This is a genomic window from Vibrio sp. V39_P1S14PM300 (assembly GCF_009904765.1).
Taxonomy (GTDB): domain Bacteria; phylum Pseudomonadota; class Gammaproteobacteria; order Enterobacterales; family Vibrionaceae; genus Vibrio; species Vibrio proteolyticus.
Genome location: NZ_WXWP01000325.1, coordinates 1 through 17,943 on the forward strand (window position 1 = coordinate 1; position 17,943 = coordinate 17,943).

The window sequence follows — 17,943 nt, forward strand, 5'->3', positions numbered from 1 at the left end:
GCTCAAGAAGGAAGCGTAATGAGTCAGGATAAAATCGACATCAAAGATGTGACGCCCAAAACCTTTAATCCCAAGACCCACAAAGGGAACCAAGACAGGTTTAATCCCGGCAACCGCATCTATGTCCGCGAGAGCAAAGGCACCTATCAGCAATTGCGCCGCTACGGTGGCTGGTTTTTGCTGGTGCTGTTTGCTGCCATTCCCTGGATTCCATACGGCGATCGCCAGGCGATTTTGCTGGATATCGGTAATCAGCAGTTCAACTTTTTCGGTACCACCCTTTACCCGCAGGATCTGACCCTGCTGGCGCTGCTGTTTATGATTGCTGCTTTCGGCCTGTTCTTTATCACTACTTTCCTCGGCCGGGTGTGGTGTGGCTATCTGTGCCCGCAAACGGTGTGGACCTTCATGTACATCTGGTTCGAGGAAAAGCTCGAAGGCAGTGCCAACAAACGCCGTAAACAGGACGCAGGCAAACTCACCGCCAATCTGGCGCTGCGCAAAACCGCCAAACACGCAGCCTGGCTGGGGATCGCTCTCGCCACCGGGTTCACCTTTGTCGGCTACTTCGTGCCAATGCGGGATTTGGTGATCAATTTCTTTACCCTCAGCGCCAGCTTCTGGCCGGTTTTCTGGATCCTGTTTTTTGCCGCTTGTACCTATGGGAACGCCGGCTGGATGCGCTCTATCATGTGCATCCATATGTGTCCTTACGCCCGTTTCCAGTCCGCCATGTTCGACAAAGACACCTTCATCGTCGGTTATGACAACCAACGCGGCGAGCAACGCGGTCCCCGTCCGCGCAAAGCCGATCCCAAAGCGCTCGGACTGGGCGACTGTATTGACTGCGATCTGTGTGTGCAGGTCTGCCCAACTGGGATCGATATCCGCGATGGACTGCAATACGAGTGCATCAACTGTGGTGCCTGTATTGATGCCTGTGACAACACCATGGAGCGGATGGGGTACGCCAAAGGGCTGATCAGCTACACCACCGAACATCGCCTGGGCGGTAAACACACCAAGGTCATGCGGCCAAAACTGCTTGGCTACGGCGCCGTCATGGTGCTGATGATCGGTCTGTTCTTTGCTCAAGTCGCCAGTGTCGATCCAGCGGGCCTGAGCGTACTGCGAGACCGCAACCAGTTGTTCCGCATGAACGGCGCCGGCGAAGTAGAAAACACCTACACGCTGAAAATCATCAATAAGACCCAGCAGTTGCAGGAGTATCAACTCAGCGTGAAAGGGTTAAGTGATGTCTCCTGGTATGGCAAACAAACCGTGCAAGTCCAGCCCGGTGAAGTGTACAACCTGCCAATGAGCCTCGGGGTCAACCCGGACAGCCTGAGCAAACCGATCGCCACCATTCAGTTTGTGCTGTCAGATGAACAGGACTTTACCACCGAAGTGGAAAGCCGCTTTATTAAGAAGCTCTAACCCGCTCGATTAAGGCTCAGCAATGAGCCTTTTTTATTGCCCACCGGAAAGCGGTCAACTCATGCTAGTATTAAGGGAGTTTTATCAATCAAGCATTTATATGACCGAACAAGCCTTTAATTTTGACGCCCTGACTCCGGATTTTATGTGGTATGCCCTCGAAAGCATCGGCATTCGCGCCGAGTCGGGATTTCTGCCGCTCAACAGCTACGAAAACCGCGTCTATCAGTTCAGTGATGAAGACCGGCGCCGTTTTGTGGTCAAGTTCTATCGCCCCGGGCGCTGGAGCCCTGAGCAAATTCAGGAAGAACACGACTTCACCCAGGAGCTGTTGGAAGCCGACATTCCAGTCGCCCCACCCGTACGCTTACACGGCGCCACGTTGCATCACTACCAGGAGTATCTGTTTGCGCTGTTTGCCAGCGTCGGCGGGCGTCAGTTTGAGGTCGACAACCTTGACCAGCTCGAAGGCGTTGGGCGCTTTCTCGGCCGGATCCACAAAGTCGGCAGCCGACAGCCATTCCAGCACCGCCCGACCCTCGGCCTGGACGAATACCTTTATCAGCCGCGGGCACTGCTGCAACAGTCGCCGTTTATTCCGCCGCATCTGCAAACGGCATTTTTTAACGACCTCGATCTGTTGATCACCGAGCTGGAGCAACACTGGCGTCCGGATGCTCAGCTTATCCGGCTGCACGGTGACTGCCACCCGGGTAACATTCTGTGGCGCGACGGGCCGATGTTTGTCGATCTGGACGACAGCCGCAATGGCCCGGCCGTGCAGGATTTGTGGATGCTGCTCAGTGGCGAGCGCGGTGACAAACTGATGCAGTTGGATGTCATTCTGGACGCGTACCAGGAGTTTTGCGATTTCAATCCGGCCGAATTGAAACTTATCGAGCCATTGCGTGGTCTACGAATGGTGCATTACATGGCATGGCTAGCAAAACGCTGGCAGGATCCCGCATTTCCGATTGCTTTCCCCTGGTTTGATGATCCAAAGTATTGGGAAAGTCAGGTCCTGGCGTTTAAAGAGCAGATCGCCGCTTTAGGCGAAGCGCCGCTGTCTCTGATGCCACACTATTAGCCGTTAGACAAGAAATCATGGAGAACACAATGAAAAAGCTGTTTGCCTTTGCTGCAACACTGATGTTGAGCCTGAGCGCCCACGCGGCTCAGTTTAAAGAAGGCGTCAACTACACCCAGGTCGACAATCTTGAGCCCGCGGCCAAGCCGACCGTGAGCGAGTTTTTCTCGTTTTACTGTCCGCACTGTAACGAGTTTGAGCCTGTCATTCAGCAACTCAAACAGCGTCTGCCTGCGAACGCTACTTTGCAGAAAAATCACGTCTCGTTCATGGGTGGCAACATGGGCGAAACCATGAGTAAAGCCTACGCGACCATGGTGGTTCTCGGCGTGGAAGACAAAATGGTGCCGGTGATGTTCAACCGCATTCACAACCTGCGTAAGCCACCTAAAGACGCCGCAGAACTACGCCAGATCTTCATCGATGAAGGTGTGGATGGCAAGAAGTTCGATGCCGCATTCAACGGCTTTGCCGTCGACTCGATGGTGCGCCGCTCTGACAAACAGTTCCAGGACGCGGGTCTGCGCGGCGTACCGTCCGTGATTGTTAACAACAAGTACCTGGTTCAAACACAGGGACTGCAGTCACTTGACCAATACTTCGAACTGGTTAACTACCTGCTGACACTCAAGTAATTCGCAGACACAAAAAAACCAGCCGCTGTGGCTGGTTTTTTTCACAGCGACCGTTACGGCTGCTGCGTGCACCGCGCTTTCGACAGCGATTCGTCGGGCGCGCGGCGGTAAATCTGCGCCAGCCGGGCGTCTTTGTCCTGCCATAGCTGCCCCAGCCAGTGCTGAAACTGGCGCTTGTAAGGTTTGTCATTGAAATAGTCGCCCTGCACCTGCTCATCCACGGGCAGCACTTTGACATGCACCACCACTTTTCGCATCCGCCCCATGAGCGCATCGCGAAACGGTTTGTCGCGGTTGTCGGGGTACGCCAGCGTGACGTCGATGATCTTATCAAACTGCTCACCCATCGCCGCCAGGGTGTAGGCAATCCCACCGGATTTCGGCGCCAACAGATGCTGATAGCCAGCACGGCTGGCCGCCTGCTTCTCTGCGGTAAAACGGGTGCCCTCGACATAATTCACCACCGTGGTCGGGGTGTGGCGGAATTTGGCGCAGGAGCGACGGGTGGTGAGCAGATCCTGGCCGCGCTTTTCCGGATGACGCAGCAGATATTCACGCGAATAGCGGCGCATAAACGGCATATCCAGAGCCCAGCAACCCATGCCGATAAAGGGCACATAGAGCAGTTGCTGTTTGAGAAAAAACTTCGGCATCGGCAAGCTATCTTTGAATACGCCACACAGCACGACGATGTCAGTCCAGCTGAGGTGGTTGCTGATCAGCAGATACCAGCCATCTTTTTTCAGCCCATCCAGTCCCTGAACGTCCCACTCAATCTGGTTGGTGAGATTCAGCACTGCATGATTCACGCTCGCCCACAACCACATCACCCGATTGGCCAACTGTGTCCCTTTTGCTTTCAGCGCCGGTGTGGGGAGCAGCAGCTTCAAAATTGCAATCAGACAGATCACCACAGAACACACCGCAGAGTTCAGTGCCACCAGGAAAACATTCAGGATCAGGATAAGATAAGCCAACATGATTGATTAACGCGCCAGAAATGTGAACAATAAAACAGCGTGTAATTATACAAGGCCCAATTCACATTGGAATCGCCAGACCAATGGTCTGATTAGTTTTATTGTGCTCGTGCCTGCACAAATGCAACAGACAGTTGCGACATTTATCATCAAAAACAAGGAGCTTAACGCATGATGCGTGCGATCCCCATCTTTTCACTGAGTGTGCTGGCCTTACCAGTTCACGCAGCGCTGGCCCCACAAGCAGGCCTGAGCGGCGAAATTGCATTCAACGTCGGTTACACCTCAAGCACCTCCAATTTTAATACCGACGGCGACAAAACCATCCGCTCACTCGATCACGAAGCCAGCTCTGAGAGTGGTTTCCTGCTGGCACCACTTGGCAGCGTCGCCTATACCTTCGGCAGCGCCCGCCAGCAACAGATCTACGCCGGTACCTCGCGTGAAGACATCGCGGTCGGGACACTGGCGTTTGAACTGGGGTACAAGTATCAAATGCCCGGTGGCACCATCGTCGACGTATCCGTGTTACCCACTATTCTCTCTGGTGAAGTATGGCGCAATCCGTACGCCACCGACGTCGCGCGTAAAGAGACCGATGTGGACGGCATCGCCTACCGTTTTAAACTCGACAACATCGGCGGCACGCCTCTGACGCTGGACTTTGCCTACGGCCAGAAAGACGTTGACCACGATGACGTCACCGACCGCGACCTGCGACGCGATGGCGACCTCTACTACGCCAAAGCTCAGTATCGTCTGCCGTTAAGCCGCAGCGTGTTCCTGATGCCGGCCGCGACCTACATCCACTTTGATGCCGACGGCCGCGCCAACAGTTATGACCAATACGGCGCGGAACTCAGCCTGTTCCAATCGTTCGGCGCGCACAATCTGGCTCTGACGGCTGGGTACGCCACACGTGATTTTGAGCATGGCGCTGCCACCTTCAACGGCCGCGCGCGCGACGAAGATGAACTAAGCCTGTTTGCCGCTTACGAATATCAGCAACCGTTCGGTTGGCAGAACTGGTCACTGGTGGCCCTTGGCGGCTACAGCGAAACCAGTGCCAACCTCGACTTTTACGACGCGTCGGAATACTTGCTCTCGCTGGGTGTCAACTACACCTTCTGATCCTCACACCGCCTGCGCGGTGAGCTGTTTGAGCAGCCGATCCATTGCCCGGTATCCCAATGCTTCCGCCAAATGGGGCCGTGCAATCTGTTCGGTCCCTTCCAGATCCGCAATGGTGCGCGCCACTTTGATGATACGGTGATAAGCTCGAATCGACAGCCCCAACCGGTGCAGCGCACTTTCAAGAAACTGCGCATCGGCTTTCGCCAGCGGGCAGTGGCGCTCAATTTCCCGACTGCCAAGCAAAGCATTGGCTTTCCCGCTGCGGCTGAGCATCTGCGTTCTGGCCTGCGCCACCCGACCGCGAACCACCTCCGTCGGCTCACCGCGATCGCCGCCTTCCGCCAACGTGCCCTGTGGCAGGGACGGAATTTCGATCGACATATCAAACCGATCCAGCAGCGGCCCGGACAGACGGCTCAGATAACGCAGGATGATTTGCGGGTTGACCCGTGCCTGATTGCCTTCGTAGTAGCCCGTCGGGCTGGGATTGAGCGCCCCAACCAACTGAAAACGGGCCGGAAAGCGGGTCTTCCCCTGAGCTCGTGAAATGATGATCTCCCCGGATTCCAGCGGCTCACGCAGCGAATCCAACACCTTGCGTTCGAACTCCGGCATCTCGTCGAGAAACAGCAGGCCATTGTGTGCCAGCGAAATTTCCCCCGGACGGGGCACCGAGCCGCCGCCCACCAACGCAGCCATCGAACTGGAATGGTGCGGCGCGCGAAACGGACGCAGTTTCCAGTTGTGCTGATTAATCTCCTGCTGGGTAAGGGAGGCGATCGAAGCTGTCTCCATCGCCTCTTCATCATTCATCTCCGGCAACAGATCGCACAATCGCGACGCCAACATGGTTTTACCGGTTCCGGGCGGACCCAGAAACAGCAGGTTGTGATTACCCGCCGCGGCGATTTCCAGCGCGCGTTTGCCCTGTTGCTGGCCGATAATGTCCTGTAAATCCCGTCCGGATGCACGGCGTTCACCCTGGTCAGGTGACCGATGCAACCCCAGCGCCTGCTGGCCACACAGATCCGCACACACCTCTAGCAGCGCCTGCGCCGATTTATGCGGTGCGGCCCCCACCAACGCCGCCTGATCGCCATTGTCATGCGGCACGATCAGCGCGCGGCCAATATACTTGGCCGCCAGGGCTGCTGGCAATACCCCTTTGACCGGCCGGAGCGCGCCGGATAACGCCAGCTCGCCGACAAACTCGCACTCGTTCAGACGAGTGCGCGGCAGCTGCTCTGAAGCGGCCAGTATTCCGAGCGCAATTGGCAGATCAAAACGGCCGCCCTCTTTGGGCAAATCCGCCGGCGCAAGATTGACCGTGATCCGTTTGGCCGGAAACTCGAAACGCGAGTTGATGATCGCGCTGCGCACCCGATCTTTGGCTTCTTTGACGGTGGTTTCCGGCAACCCCACTAAGGTGAAACCCGGCATTCCGTTACTGATGTGTACTTCCACCGTCACCGGCGGCGCTTCCACCCCGACACTGGCACGGCTGTGGATAATGGCTAAGCCCATAAACCTTCCTTGTTACTGATTACAAACCATTCATCCCTGTTATCGGCACGAATACGATCGAGCAACCTTGTTATATAGCGCGTACAAATGCTGACGGAATGTGAAAAAAGAATGAGTTTTTGCTTGTCAATTAACAGAAAGGTGTGTTAACACTAGAGACGCAAACCGTTTCGTACCATATTTACGCAACACAACAAGACGAAAAAAATAATGACGATTAACGCCCGCTTCAACGCACTTATTACCCTGATTATCGTGGTCCTGATTGGTACCGCGCGGGGGATTGTGGGCGACAAATAACCACAAATTCAAAAAAACCCCCGCACTGAAAAGTCCGGGGGTTTTTTTACAGCTCAAGAAGCTGCAATGGACACATAACGACAAGTCGAGAATGACAGGAAGAACGGGAGCGCACATGCCGTGCAACACAACACAACAAGGCTACCAGGGTAGTCAGGGAGGCTTACGATGACAGGTGCTCAATTAGTCGTAGCCGCATTAAAACAACAAGGCATCCAAACCGTGTTTGGTTATCCGGGTGGCGCCATCATGCCAATCTACGATGCCTTGTACGACGGCGGGGTAGAACATATCCTCTGCCGTCACGAGCAAGGCGCGGCCATGGCCGCCATCGGAATGGCCCGGGCCACTCAGGACGTGGCAGTCTGTATGGCCACCTCCGGGCCGGGCGCCACCAATCTGGTGACAGGTCTGGCCGATGCTTTTCTCGACTCCATCCCCTTAGTCGCCATCACCGGCCAGGTCGCCAGCTCTCACATCGGGACCGATGCGTTTCAGGAAATGGATGTCATTGGCATGTCACTGGCGTGTACCAAGCACAGTTATCTGGTGACCGACATCGAGGAACTGGCGCCAACGCTGGCCGAAGCGTTCGAAGTGGCCAAAACAGGCCGACCCGGTCCGGTCATTGTCGATATCGCCAAAGATGTCCAGTTGGCCCAGACACCAGTTACGGTACTGCCTCCCTTTACTCCACCTCCCGCCCCCCGAGCCAGCGATGATGCTCTGGTCAAAGCTCAAACCCTGTTATCCCAAAGTACCCGTCCGGTGTTGTACGTCGGCGGCGGGGTCCAACTGGCCAAAGCCACACACGCGGTACGCGAGTTCCTGCGTCTCAATCCGATGCCCACCGTCAGCACGCTCAAGGGCCTTGGCACCATCGAACGCCACGATCCCCACTATCTCGGTATGCTGGGCATGCACGGCACCAAAGCCGCCAACCTGGTGGTACAGGAGTGTGATCTGCTGATTGCCGTCGGTGCACGTTTTGATGACCGGGTGACGGGCAAACTCGATACCTTTGCGCCACACGCCAAAGTCATCCATATCGACATCGACGCTGCCGAAATTCATAAGTTGCGCGAGGCACATGCGCCGCTGCGCGGGGAAATCGTCGATCTGCTGCCAAAACTGGAACTGACCCAGGATATCTCCCCTTGGGTTCACCACAGCGAAAGCCTGCGCAGCGGATTCAAATGGTGCTATGACCATCCGGGCGAACTGATCTATGCCCCACTGCTGCTGAAGCAGCTATCCGACATGATGCCGGACAGCGCCATCGTGTCGACCGATGTCGGCCAGCATCAGATGTGGGCCGCGCAGCACATTCAGCCACGCGAACCGCAGAATTTCATCACTTCTGCCGGTCTGGGCACCATGGGCTTCGGCCTGCCGGCCGCCATGGGCGCCGCGGTCGCAAGACCCGATGATCAGTCTATCCTTATTTCAGGAGACGGCTCATTTATGATGAACGTGCAGGAGCTCGGCACACTCAAACGCCGCCAGATCCCAGTCAAGATGGTATTGCTCAACAACCAGCGTCTCGGCATGGTGCGTCAGTGGCAGTCACTGTTCTTTGACGGTCGCCACAGTGAGACCATTCTCGATGACAACCCGGATTTCGTGATGCTGGCCAAGGCGTTTGATATTCCAGGAAAAACCATCACCCGTAAAGAGGATGTGCTGCCCGCCCTGGAAGAAATGCTGGCGAGTAAAACCGCCTACCTGCTGCACGTGCTGATCGATGAAGAAGAAAATGTCTGGCCGCTGGTTCCGCCGGGCGCTTCAAACAATGACATGCTGGAGAACACCTAACATGGAAAGATACCTGATAGACATCAAAGCGGATGATAAACCCGTGCTGCTGGAACGTGTACTGCGTGTCACCCGCCACCGGGGTTTTGTGATCAAACAGGTCGCCGCGACCCAGAATCACGCCAGCAAAATTGCCAGTGTGGAAATCATTGTCGACAGCGACCGCCCTATCTCATTCCTGACCAATCAGATAGAAAAGTTGTGGGATATTCGCAGCGTTGACGTTACTTTAATCAAGAGTAACGAACTCCCGAACAACAACTTACAACACAAAGTTTGCGCATAAGGAAGGCAATGATGGCAACAAAAACAGCAGAATACATTTGGTTTAACGGCAAGCTGGTCCCTTGGGCAGAAGCGAACGTTCACGTGCTGACCCATGCGATGCACTACGGCACCTCCGTATTTGAAGGCGTCCGTTGTTACAACACGCCAAACGGACCGATTGTCTTCCGTCATCGTGAACATGCGCAGCGCCTCAAGGATTCCGCCAAGATATACCGCTTCCCGATCCCTTACTCGGTCGATGAACTGATGGAAGCGACCCGCGAAACCCTACGCGAAAACAAACTCGATAGCGCCTACATTCGTCCGCTGGCGTTTGTCGGCAACGTCGGCCTTGGCGTTTGCCCGCCTGCCGACACCGCAATGGACGTGATCATCGCTGCGTTCCCCTGGGGCGCGTATCTGGGGGAAGAAGCGCTGGAAAACGGCGTCGACGCCATGATTTCCAGTTGGAACCGCGCGGCACCCAACACCATTCCGACCTCCGCCAAAGCCGGCGGCAATTACCTGTCATCGCTGCTGGTCGGTGGTGAAGCGCGTCGTCACGGCTACGATGAGGGCATCGCGCTCAGCGTTGACGGTTACCTGTCAGAAGGGGCAGGCGAGAACATCTTCGTGATCAAAAACGGCGTGTTGACCACCCCACCAGCGACCGCCGCCATTCTGCCGGGCATCACCCGCGATTCGATCATGACCATCGCCCGCGACAAAGGCTACGAAGTGCGCGAAGCCAACATTTCGCGCGAAGCCCTTTACCTGGCGGACGAAGTGTTTATGACCGGTACCGCCGCAGAAATTGTGCCGGTGCGCAGCATTGACCGTATCGACATCGGCGCCGGCAAACGCGGCCCGATCACCCAAGATCTACAAGCAGCTTACTTCGGCCTGTTCAACGGCACCACCGAAGACAAGTGGGGCTGGTTAGATTACGTATACCCACAAGCGAAGTAACAAGGACAAGGAAATGCCAAAATACAGATCAGCCACCACCACCCATGGCCGCAACATGGCTGGCGCCCGCGCACTGTGGCGCGCCACCGGCGTCAAAGACGAAGACTTCGGTAAACCGATCATCGCGGTGGTGAACTCCTTCACCCAATTCGTACCGGGGCACGTACACCTCAAAGATCTTGGCCAGCTGGTGGCACGAGAAATCGAAGCCGCCGGCGGGATCGCCAAAGAATTCAACACCATCGCCGTCGACGACGGCATCGCCATGGGCCACGGCGGCATGCTCTACTCACTGCCTTCGCGCGAGCTGATTGCCGATTCTGTCGAATACATGGTCAATGCCCACTGTGCCGATGCCATGGTGTGTATCTCCAACTGTGACAAAATCACCCCGGGGATGCTGATGGCGTCAATGCGCCTGAACATTCCGGTGATCTTCGTCTCCGGCGGCCCCATGGAAGCGGGTAAGACCAAACTGTCAGATCAGATCATCAAACTCGATCTGGTTGATGCAATGATTCAGGGCGCCGACCCGAAAGTCTCTGACCAGCAAAGCGAACAGATTGAACGCTCAGCGTGCCCAACCTGTGGGTCGTGTTCAGGCATGTTTACCGCCAACTCCATGAACTGTCTGACGGAAGCGCTCGGTCTGTCACAGCCAGGTAACGGTTCACTGCTGGCCACCCATGCCGACCGCAAAGAGCTGTTCCTCAGCGCCGGTCGCCGCATCGTCGAGCTGACCCGCCGTTACTATGAACAAGACGACGCCACAGCCCTGCCACGCAACATCGCCACCAAAGCCGCGTTCGAGAACGCTATGGCACTCGATATTGCCATGGGCGGTTCCACCAATACCGTCCTACACCTGTTGGCGGCGGCACAAGAAGGCGACGTCGACTTTGATATGACCGACATCGACCGTATGTCCCGTCAGGTTCCGCACCTGTGTAAAGTGGCCCCGTCGACCCAGAAATACCACATGGAAGACGTGCACCGCGCCGGCGGCGTGATTGGCATTCTGGGTGAGCTGAACCGCGCCGGCCTGCTGCACAACCAGTCCAAAACCGTACTCGGCCTGACCTGGGAAGAACAACTGGCGCAATACGACATCATGCAGACCCAGTCGGAGCAGGTAAAATCCTTCTACCGCGCAGGTCCCGCCGGCATCCGCACCACTCAGGCCTTCTCCCAAGATTGTCGCTGGGACACACTGGATGACGACCGTGAACAGGGCTGTATCCGTACCCAAGAGCACGCGTTCAGTCAGGATGGCGGCTTGGCCGTACTGAAAGGCAATATCGCTCTGGATGGCTGTATCGTGAAAACCGCCGGGGTTGACGAAAGCATTCTGAAATTCACCGGCCCGGCCGTGGTGTTCGAAAGCCAGGAAGACGCCGTGGACGGCATTCTCGGTGGCAAAGTCAAAGCTGGCGATGTGGTGGTGATCCGCTATGAAGGTCCGAAAGGCGGCCCGGGCATGCAGGAAATGCTTTATCCGACCACCTACCTGAAATCAATGGGACTGGGCAAAGAGTGTGCGCTGCTGACCGATGGCCGTTTCTCCGGCGGCACCTCGGGCTTGTCAATTGGCCATGCCTCTCCGGAAGCGGCCAACGGCGGCGCCATTGGTCTGGTGCAAGATGGCGACCAGATTGCGATTGATATTCCAAACCGCACCATCGCTTTGCAAGTACCGGAGCAGGAACTGGCCGAACGTCGCAGCCGTCAGGATCAACTTGGCTGGAAACCGGTGTCGCGTCAGCGTGAGGTGTCTTTTGCACTCAAAGCATACGCCAGCATGGCCACCAGTGCCGACAAAGGTGCGGTCCGTGATAAGTCCAAACTTGAGGACTAGCGGATGACACGAACCCATCAAACTGGTGCAGATTATCTGCGCCAGATCCTGCGGGCACCGGTGTACGAAGTAGCCACGGTCACGCCGCTGCAGGCCATGCCGCGCTTGTCGGCCCGGATCCACAACAGCGTGCAAATCAAACGCGAAGACCGCCAGCCGGTGCATTCATTTAAGCTGCGCGGCGCCTACAACATGGTCGCCAGCCTGACAGACGCGCAGAAAGCCGCTGGCGTGATCGCCGCCTCGGCGGGCAACCACGCTCAGGGACTGGCCCTGTCCGGCACCCGGCTCGGGATCCGCACCACCATCGTCATGCCAAAAACCACACCGGATATCAAAGTGGATGCGGTACGCAGCTTCGGCGGTAACGTGGTACTGCACGGCAACAACTTTGATGAAGCGAAAGCCGAAGCCGAACGCCTGTCGGCCGAACACGGCTATACGTTTGTCCCACCATTTGATCATCCGCTGGTGATCGCCGGTCAGGGCACCATCGGGATGGAAATGCTGCAGCAAAACGGCCATTTGGATTATATTTTTGTCCCCGTTGGCGGCGGCGGTCTGGCCGCCGGAGTCGCGGTGCTGATCAAACAGCTGATGCCGGAAATCAAAGTGATTGCGGTGGAACCGGAAGATTCAGCCTGCCTTAAAGCGGCACTGGATGCCGGAGAGCCCGTGGTGCTGGATCAGGTCAGCATGTTTGCCGACGGCGTGGCCGTCAAACGCATCGGAGAGGAAACCTTTCGTTTGTGTCAGCAGTACATCGATGACCACATTACCGTGTCGAGCGATGAAATTTGTGCGGCGGTCAAGGACATCTTTGAAGACACCCGCGCGATCGCCGAACCTTCCGGGGCGCTGGCACTGGCCGGCCTGAAAAAGTTCACTGAAAAGCATCAGCTCCGGGGCAAACAACTGGGCACCGTGCTGTCGGGTGCCAATACCAACTTCCATGGTCTGCGCTACGTATCGGAACGTTGTGAACTGGGTGAGAAACGCGAAGGCTTGCTGGCCGTCACCATTCCTGAACGTCAGGGGGCCTTTTTTGAGTTCTGTAACCTGATCGGCGGCCGCGCCGTGACGGAGTTTAACTACCGTTACAATGACGACGAGCTGGCCAACATTTTTGTCGGTGTCCGTCTGCAAGGCGGGCAGGAAGAACTGGACCACATCATTCAGGATCTGCGCGACGGCGGCTATCCGGTGGTTGACTTGTCTGACGATGAGATGGCCAAGCTGCACGTACGTTACATGATCGGTGGTAAACCGTCCAAGCCGCTCAAAGAACGCCTGTACAGTTTTGAGTTTCCCGAGTACCCGGGCGCGCTGCTGAAATTCCTCAGCACACTGGGCACACACTGGAACATCAGCCTGTTCAACTACCGCAATCACGGTGCCGATTACGGTCGCGTACTGTGTGGCTTTGAACTCGATGAGCACGATTTAGCCCGTTTTTCCGCCCATCTGCGTGAGCTGGGTTATCAGTGTAAAGACGAAAGCGACAACCCGGCCTACCGTTTCTTCCTCTCTTGATCCAAAGCCAGTCGCTGTGACTGGCTTTGTACTATTCTCTAGGGACGATTTCGGCCCACCTCTATGCGCTTTGCGCATAAATATAATGCTAAAGTTTCATTTTAGTCATACTCAATGAGCCGCTACACTAACCTCAGTATCAATATTGCTGCACAACTGTGGAGACCCTTATGTTTAATGCGCTGATTCTTAACCAAGAAGACAAACGTACTATCGCTGCCATCGAACAGATCGACGAGGCACAACTGCCTGAAGGCGACGTGCTGATCAACGTCGATTACTCGTCACTCAACTACAAAGATGGCCTGGCAATCACAGGGAAAGGCAAAATCATCCGTAATTTTCCGATGGTGCCGGGCATCGATCTGGCAGGACGTGTGATCAGCTCACAGGACAACCGTTACCAGCCCGGCGATCAGGTGGTCCTGACGGGGTGGGGGGTGGGTGAAAACCACTGGGGTGGCATGGCACAACGTGCACGTCTCAAAGCCGACTGGCTGGTACCCCTGCCGCAGGGTATCGACAGTAAAAAAGCCATGATGGTGGGTACCGCGGGATTCACCGCCATGCTGTGTGTTCAAGCTCTGCTGGATGCCGGCATCAAACCTGAACACGGCGAAATTCTGGTCACTGGCGCCAGTGGCGGAGTTGGCTCGGTCGCCGTCACCTTGCTGGCGCAGCTGGGCTACCAAGTGGCTGCAGTTACTGGCCGTGTGGCGCAAAACGGCCCGTTGCTCGAGCAACTCGGCGCCAGTCGCATCATCGATCGCAGTGAATTTGACGCGCCGGCTCGTCCGCTGGAAAAACAGCTGTGGGCAGGCGCAGTCGACACTGTGGGCAGTACAATGCTGGCGAAAGTGTTGGCTCAGATGGACTACAACAGCGCCGTCGCTGCCTGTGGCCTGGCAGGCGGTTTCGATCTGCCGACCACCGTCATGCCATTTATCCTGCGCAACGTACGCCTGCAAGGGGTGGACTCCGTGATGTGTCCGATCGACAAGCGCGTCGCTGCGTGGGAAAAACTGGTCGCTCTGCTGCCAGACAGCTTCTTCGAGCAAGCGTGCACCGAAGTACCTCTGGAGCAGGCACCAAAATACGCCGAAGACATCACCAAGGGTCAGGTGACGGGTCGAGTCGTGATCAAACTGTAACGCCCCAGCCAAACAGCAACAGCCGGGCACGGAAATGCCCGGCTGTTGGCGTTTTAAAAGGCCTGTGAACCCAATAAATGCCTATCAACCGGGCTTGGCTTACCGTACCTATCGTTGTGCTGGTGGTACGCTTCGGCCGTTTGGCTGACACTGCCATCAAAACGCGGGTCCTGCGGACGCTCTTGACTGTTGATGAACAGTGCCACATCCCAGGCCTGCTGATCAGACAAACTGTAACGCTCACCCAGCGGCATATTGGCTTTGATGAAGTTGGCAGCGGTGTTGATCTGATGCATCCCCGCGCCCCAGTTGTAGCTGTCTTTACCCCACAACGGAGGGAAGACATAGCGATTATCGACCTGTTGGCCCTCTCCATTCTTACCATGACACACCGCGCACTCTGAGGCGTACACACGTTGACCGCGGACAAAATCCGGTTCGGCGGGCGCATGGCTCATTTTAGCGTAGCTACGACCCGGTTTCAGCCAGATCAGGATAGGTAGACTACGCCTAAGCAGACAGCAGCCCGGGATCAGCAGATACCGTTTCATTGCTTATCCTCCCTGGGTCCGTCCACCCGATGGCTATCCGAACAGACTTCGGTCACCAACGGCTCAGCGGCGGCCGACAGCGAAAATACCATCGGCAGGCAAGCCACCCTGTGAACTTTTTTAACCAAGTCCCATATCTTCGATTCGCTTTGCAATCAAGCGGCTACACTCTTCTTTGACGATAGAACGCAACCATTCCTGTGCCGGAGAATGCTCACATCTCGAATGCCAAATCATCGAATAATCGAACGGCATAAACTGAAAAGGCAGCGGTTTGACCACCAAATCAAAACGTTCCGCGACCAGGTAGGCCAAGTCGGCCGGTACGGTGATGATCAGCGGCAAGGTATCGATGATCGCCAGCGCCGCTTCCAGATGATAGGCGCGCAGCACCATACGACGCTCAGGCTGATCACTCAGTGCCTGATCAAGCAGCGCTTTCACGCCGTCACTGATGGCAATCATGGCGTGTGGATGAGTCAGGTAATCGTTCATGGTCAGCGGCAACTCAGCCAAAGGATGATGGCGCGACAACAGGCACAATACTCCGACCCGACCCAGCACTTCGCTGCGCAGCGGATCCAAGGACCCGGTCGGACGACAGATGGCTAAGTCGGCGCCGGCGTGCATCAACTGATCGCTCAACCGATCATGCTGCAACGGCAGAAACTCAAACGATACTCGCGGCGCTTCCTGATAAATTCTGGGGAGCGCAAACGGCAGAATGGTCTGCATGGCGTAATCGGTAGTGGCGATGGTGAAGGTTTGTTCACAGCTGCGCGGTTCAAACTCAACCGGCGACAATAACTGGCACAGCGATTCAAGCGGCTCACCGAGTGAACGATTAATTTCCAGCGCTTTTTCGGTTGGTACCAAATGCTGTCCCTGGCGAGAAAAGAGCGGGTCGCCGAGTAACTCACGTAAACGGCCGAGCACACGACTCATCGCTGACTGGCTCAGGCTGAGCCGGGCGGCCGCTTTACTGACGCTGCTCTCTTCAATCAATACTCGCAAGGCCACCAGCAAATTCAGATCACGGCGGTAAATGTCTTCCAGTTCCACTCTATTATACCCATGCAGTTATCAGGGACACCGTGGTGATTGTAACCGCAAGTGAGAAAAAATCCCCGCTTTCGATGCCACACGCCTAATCTAAAGAGAGGCTCTATCACTCGCAGTCGGAGGCAAATACATGGACGAACTGATGGCATCATCACTTAACGCCCTGATTAATGCCTATCGTGCGCTGTGTTTCCCTGGAGTGTTTTTCATCCTGGTTGCGCTGTTGATCCACCGTCAAAAGCTATTGACCAACTGGCGACCCGTACTGACGGAAAGCACCACCAATCTGATTCTGATCACCATCAATATCCTGCTCACTGCGCCCATCATTGCCTATCTCGACGTCACACTGCGCGGCATGAATTTGGCGTTGATTGCCGCATCAAGCTGGGAAGCCCTCCCGCCATGGCTGCTGATCGTGGTGGTGGTGTTCGTCGGTGACTTCGTCGGCTACTGGCGTCACCGCTTCGAGCATTCGCTGCTGCTGTGGCCGTCGCACAGCACCCATCACTCCGATACACACATGACCTGGCTGACACTGGAACGCTTTCACCCACTCAACCGGCTCTCCACCTTTTTCATCGACACCAGTTGCCTGCTGCTGCTTGGGTTCCCAGTTTGGGCGGTGCTGGTGAACAACATTGTCAGACACTACTATGGCTACTTTATTCATGCCGACATTCCAATCGATTATGGCCGGCTTGCGCCCTGGTTTGTGTCTCCGATGATGCACCGTTGGCACCACGCCAATGACCGCAACGCCTATCAGGCAAACTTTGCCACGGTGTTTGCCCTGTTTGACCGCTGGTTCGGCACCTACTACGTTCCAGCCTATGCCCCGCCCCGGCTTGGTGTGCCGTCTCACAGTGGCGGTGGCAGCTATTTACAACAGCTGCGTTACCCGTTTTTACCCTCGTCTTACCGCAAGATCTGGCAGTGGAAACGGCACAACGGTCCGGACAACGAGCCGGTCGATTTTCAGGCAAAAAAATCCCGCCTTTCAGCGGGGAAGCCCAAGAAAAATGGGGATAGTGTCGGAATGTAATTGAGCGTAGTACTACAAGTGCGTTAATTGTTTTGCTCTTCAGATGAACCTTGCCAGCGGCGCATCTCGAGCCAAATCCCTAACATGGTGGCACACATGCCGATCAGGGGCATGAATGACGTCTCTGATGGCGAACGCAGGACAAGTGCGCAGAAAGAAATAAAACACAGAACCGAGTAGATGGTCAGTCTATCCAGGGCTGTTAACATAGGCGCTCCTTGTCGTTTGTTACCAACTTGTTAATTAAGTTAAAACAAATTGATCTGTTTGCCAAGGGGTTATTGAATATTTTTTCTCCAGCAGTATTATTTAGCCTCTCCAGACGTATTTAAGAGATGACCATGACATTCAATGCAGAGCAGGCAACCCTAACGTTAGAGGCAGAAGGACTTCGCTGCCCGGAGCCGGTGATGATGGTCAGGAAGACAATTCGTAACATGCAGGACGGGGATGTGTTACTGGTGAAAGCGGACGACCCGTCAACAACCCGTGATATTCCCAGCTTCTGTCGTTTTATGGATCACCAGTTGATGGCCGCGCAAACCGACACCCTGCCCTATCAGTATTTGATCAAGAAAGGGCTCAACTGAGCGCGAGA

The 17,943-nt window shown here is 55.8% G+C and carries 17 protein-coding genes; 12 read left to right on the forward strand and 5 right to left on the reverse strand.

Features of this window, described 5'->3' with window-relative positions:
• Window positions 1-18 precede the first annotated feature (18 nt).
• The 3 genes from ccoG (at window position 19) to CAG65_RS16790 (ending at window position 3,159) form a co-directional block, all read left to right on the forward strand.
• A complete protein-coding gene (ccoG, locus tag CAG65_RS16780; RefSeq protein WP_161454352.1) occupies window positions 19-1,437 on the forward strand; it encodes a cytochrome c oxidase accessory protein CcoG in 1,419 nt (472 codons plus the stop codon).
• Window positions 1,438-1,537: 100 nt separating this feature from the next.
• Window positions 1,538-2,524 (forward strand): serine/threonine protein kinase, encoded by a 987-nt coding sequence (locus CAG65_RS16785; protein ID WP_161454353.1) that lies wholly within the window; start codon window positions 1,538-1,540, stop codon window positions 2,522-2,524.
• 29 nt (window positions 2,525-2,553) lie between these two features.
• Complete coding sequence (locus CAG65_RS16790) at window positions 2,554-3,159, forward strand: thiol:disulfide interchange protein DsbA/DsbL (protein ID WP_021706999.1); 606 nt, start codon at window positions 2,554-2,556, stop codon at window positions 3,157-3,159.
• A gap of 53 nt (window positions 3,160-3,212) precedes the next feature.
• Here CAG65_RS16790 and CAG65_RS16795 read toward each other — a convergent pair whose 3' ends face one another.
• Window positions 3,213-4,139: an acyltransferase gene (locus CAG65_RS16795; protein WP_161454354.1), complete on the reverse strand. Its 927-nt coding sequence runs from the start codon at window positions 4,137-4,139 to the stop codon at window positions 3,213-3,215.
• Between the two features lie 171 nt (window positions 4,140-4,310).
• Here CAG65_RS16795 and CAG65_RS16800 point away from each other — a divergent pair, with 171 nt between their 5' ends.
• Window positions 4,311-5,270, forward strand: coding sequence for a DUF2860 domain-containing protein (locus tag CAG65_RS16800; RefSeq protein ID WP_021707001.1), 960 nt, complete (start codon window positions 4,311-4,313; stop codon window positions 5,268-5,270).
• Between the two features lie 3 nt (window positions 5,271-5,273).
• On the opposite strand, the gene CAG65_RS16805 is transcribed toward CAG65_RS16800, so the two are convergent.
• On the reverse strand, window positions 5,274-6,797 hold the full coding sequence (locus tag CAG65_RS16805; RefSeq protein ID WP_161454355.1) for a YifB family Mg chelatase-like AAA ATPase: 1,524 nt from the start codon (window positions 6,795-6,797) through the stop codon (window positions 5,274-5,276).
• Between the two features lie 468 nt (window positions 6,798-7,265).
• Between CAG65_RS16805 and ilvG the strand changes: the two genes are divergently transcribed.
• The 6 genes from ilvG (at window position 7,266) to acuI (ending at window position 14,687) form a co-directional block, all read left to right on the forward strand.
• Window positions 7,266-8,912, forward strand: coding sequence for an acetolactate synthase 2 catalytic subunit (gene ilvG, locus CAG65_RS16810; protein ID WP_161454356.1), 1,647 nt, complete (start codon window positions 7,266-7,268; stop codon window positions 8,910-8,912).
• Window position 8,913: 1 nt separating this feature from the next.
• Window positions 8,914-9,198 (forward strand): acetolactate synthase 2 small subunit, encoded by a 285-nt coding sequence (ilvM, locus tag CAG65_RS16815; RefSeq protein WP_021707004.1) that lies wholly within the window; start codon window positions 8,914-8,916, stop codon window positions 9,196-9,198.
• Between the two features lie 11 nt (window positions 9,199-9,209).
• A complete protein-coding gene (ilvE, locus tag CAG65_RS16820; RefSeq protein WP_021707005.1) occupies window positions 9,210-10,148 on the forward strand; it encodes a branched-chain-amino-acid transaminase in 939 nt (312 codons plus the stop codon).
• 13 nt (window positions 10,149-10,161) lie between these two features.
• On the forward strand, window positions 10,162-12,003 hold the full coding sequence (gene ilvD, locus CAG65_RS16825; RefSeq protein WP_021707006.1) for a dihydroxy-acid dehydratase: 1,842 nt from the start codon (window positions 10,162-10,164) through the stop codon (window positions 12,001-12,003).
• Window positions 12,004-12,006: 3 nt separating this feature from the next.
• Entirely contained in the window at window positions 12,007-13,536 is a 1,530-nt protein-coding gene (gene ilvA, locus CAG65_RS16830; protein WP_021707007.1) for a threonine ammonia-lyase, biosynthetic, read from the forward strand.
• 170 nt (window positions 13,537-13,706) lie between these two features.
• Window positions 13,707-14,687, forward strand: coding sequence for an acrylyl-CoA reductase (NADPH) (gene acuI, locus CAG65_RS16835; protein WP_161454357.1), 981 nt, complete (start codon window positions 13,707-13,709; stop codon window positions 14,685-14,687).
• Window positions 14,688-14,740: 53 nt separating this feature from the next.
• On the opposite strand, the gene CAG65_RS16840 is transcribed toward acuI, so the two are convergent.
• Both CAG65_RS16840 and CAG65_RS16845 read right to left on the reverse strand, forming a co-directional pair.
• Window positions 14,741-15,238 (reverse strand): c-type cytochrome, encoded by a 498-nt coding sequence (locus tag CAG65_RS16840; protein WP_161454358.1) that lies wholly within the window; start codon window positions 15,236-15,238, stop codon window positions 14,741-14,743.
• Between the two features lie 120 nt (window positions 15,239-15,358).
• Window positions 15,359-16,300 (reverse strand): LysR substrate-binding domain-containing protein, encoded by a 942-nt coding sequence (locus CAG65_RS16845; protein ID WP_161454359.1) that lies wholly within the window; start codon window positions 16,298-16,300, stop codon window positions 15,359-15,361.
• Window positions 16,301-16,430: 130 nt separating this feature from the next.
• Between CAG65_RS16845 and CAG65_RS16850 the strand changes: the two genes are divergently transcribed.
• Entirely contained in the window at window positions 16,431-17,345 is a 915-nt protein-coding gene (locus CAG65_RS16850) for a sterol desaturase family protein (RefSeq protein ID WP_161454360.1), read from the forward strand.
• Between the two features lie 23 nt (window positions 17,346-17,368).
• Here CAG65_RS16850 and CAG65_RS16855 read toward each other — a convergent pair whose 3' ends face one another.
• Window positions 17,369-17,554: a hypothetical protein gene (locus CAG65_RS16855; protein WP_161454361.1), complete on the reverse strand. Its 186-nt coding sequence runs from the start codon at window positions 17,552-17,554 to the stop codon at window positions 17,369-17,371.
• A gap of 132 nt (window positions 17,555-17,686) precedes the next feature.
• On the opposite strand from CAG65_RS16855, the gene tusA reads away from it, so the two are divergent.
• The gene (gene tusA, locus CAG65_RS16860; RefSeq protein WP_021707014.1) at window positions 17,687-17,935 is read left to right on the forward strand and encodes a sulfurtransferase TusA; all 249 of its coding nucleotides are present in this window, start codon (window positions 17,687-17,689) and stop codon (window positions 17,933-17,935) included.
• The last annotated feature ends 8 nt before the right edge of the window (window positions 17,936-17,943 follow it).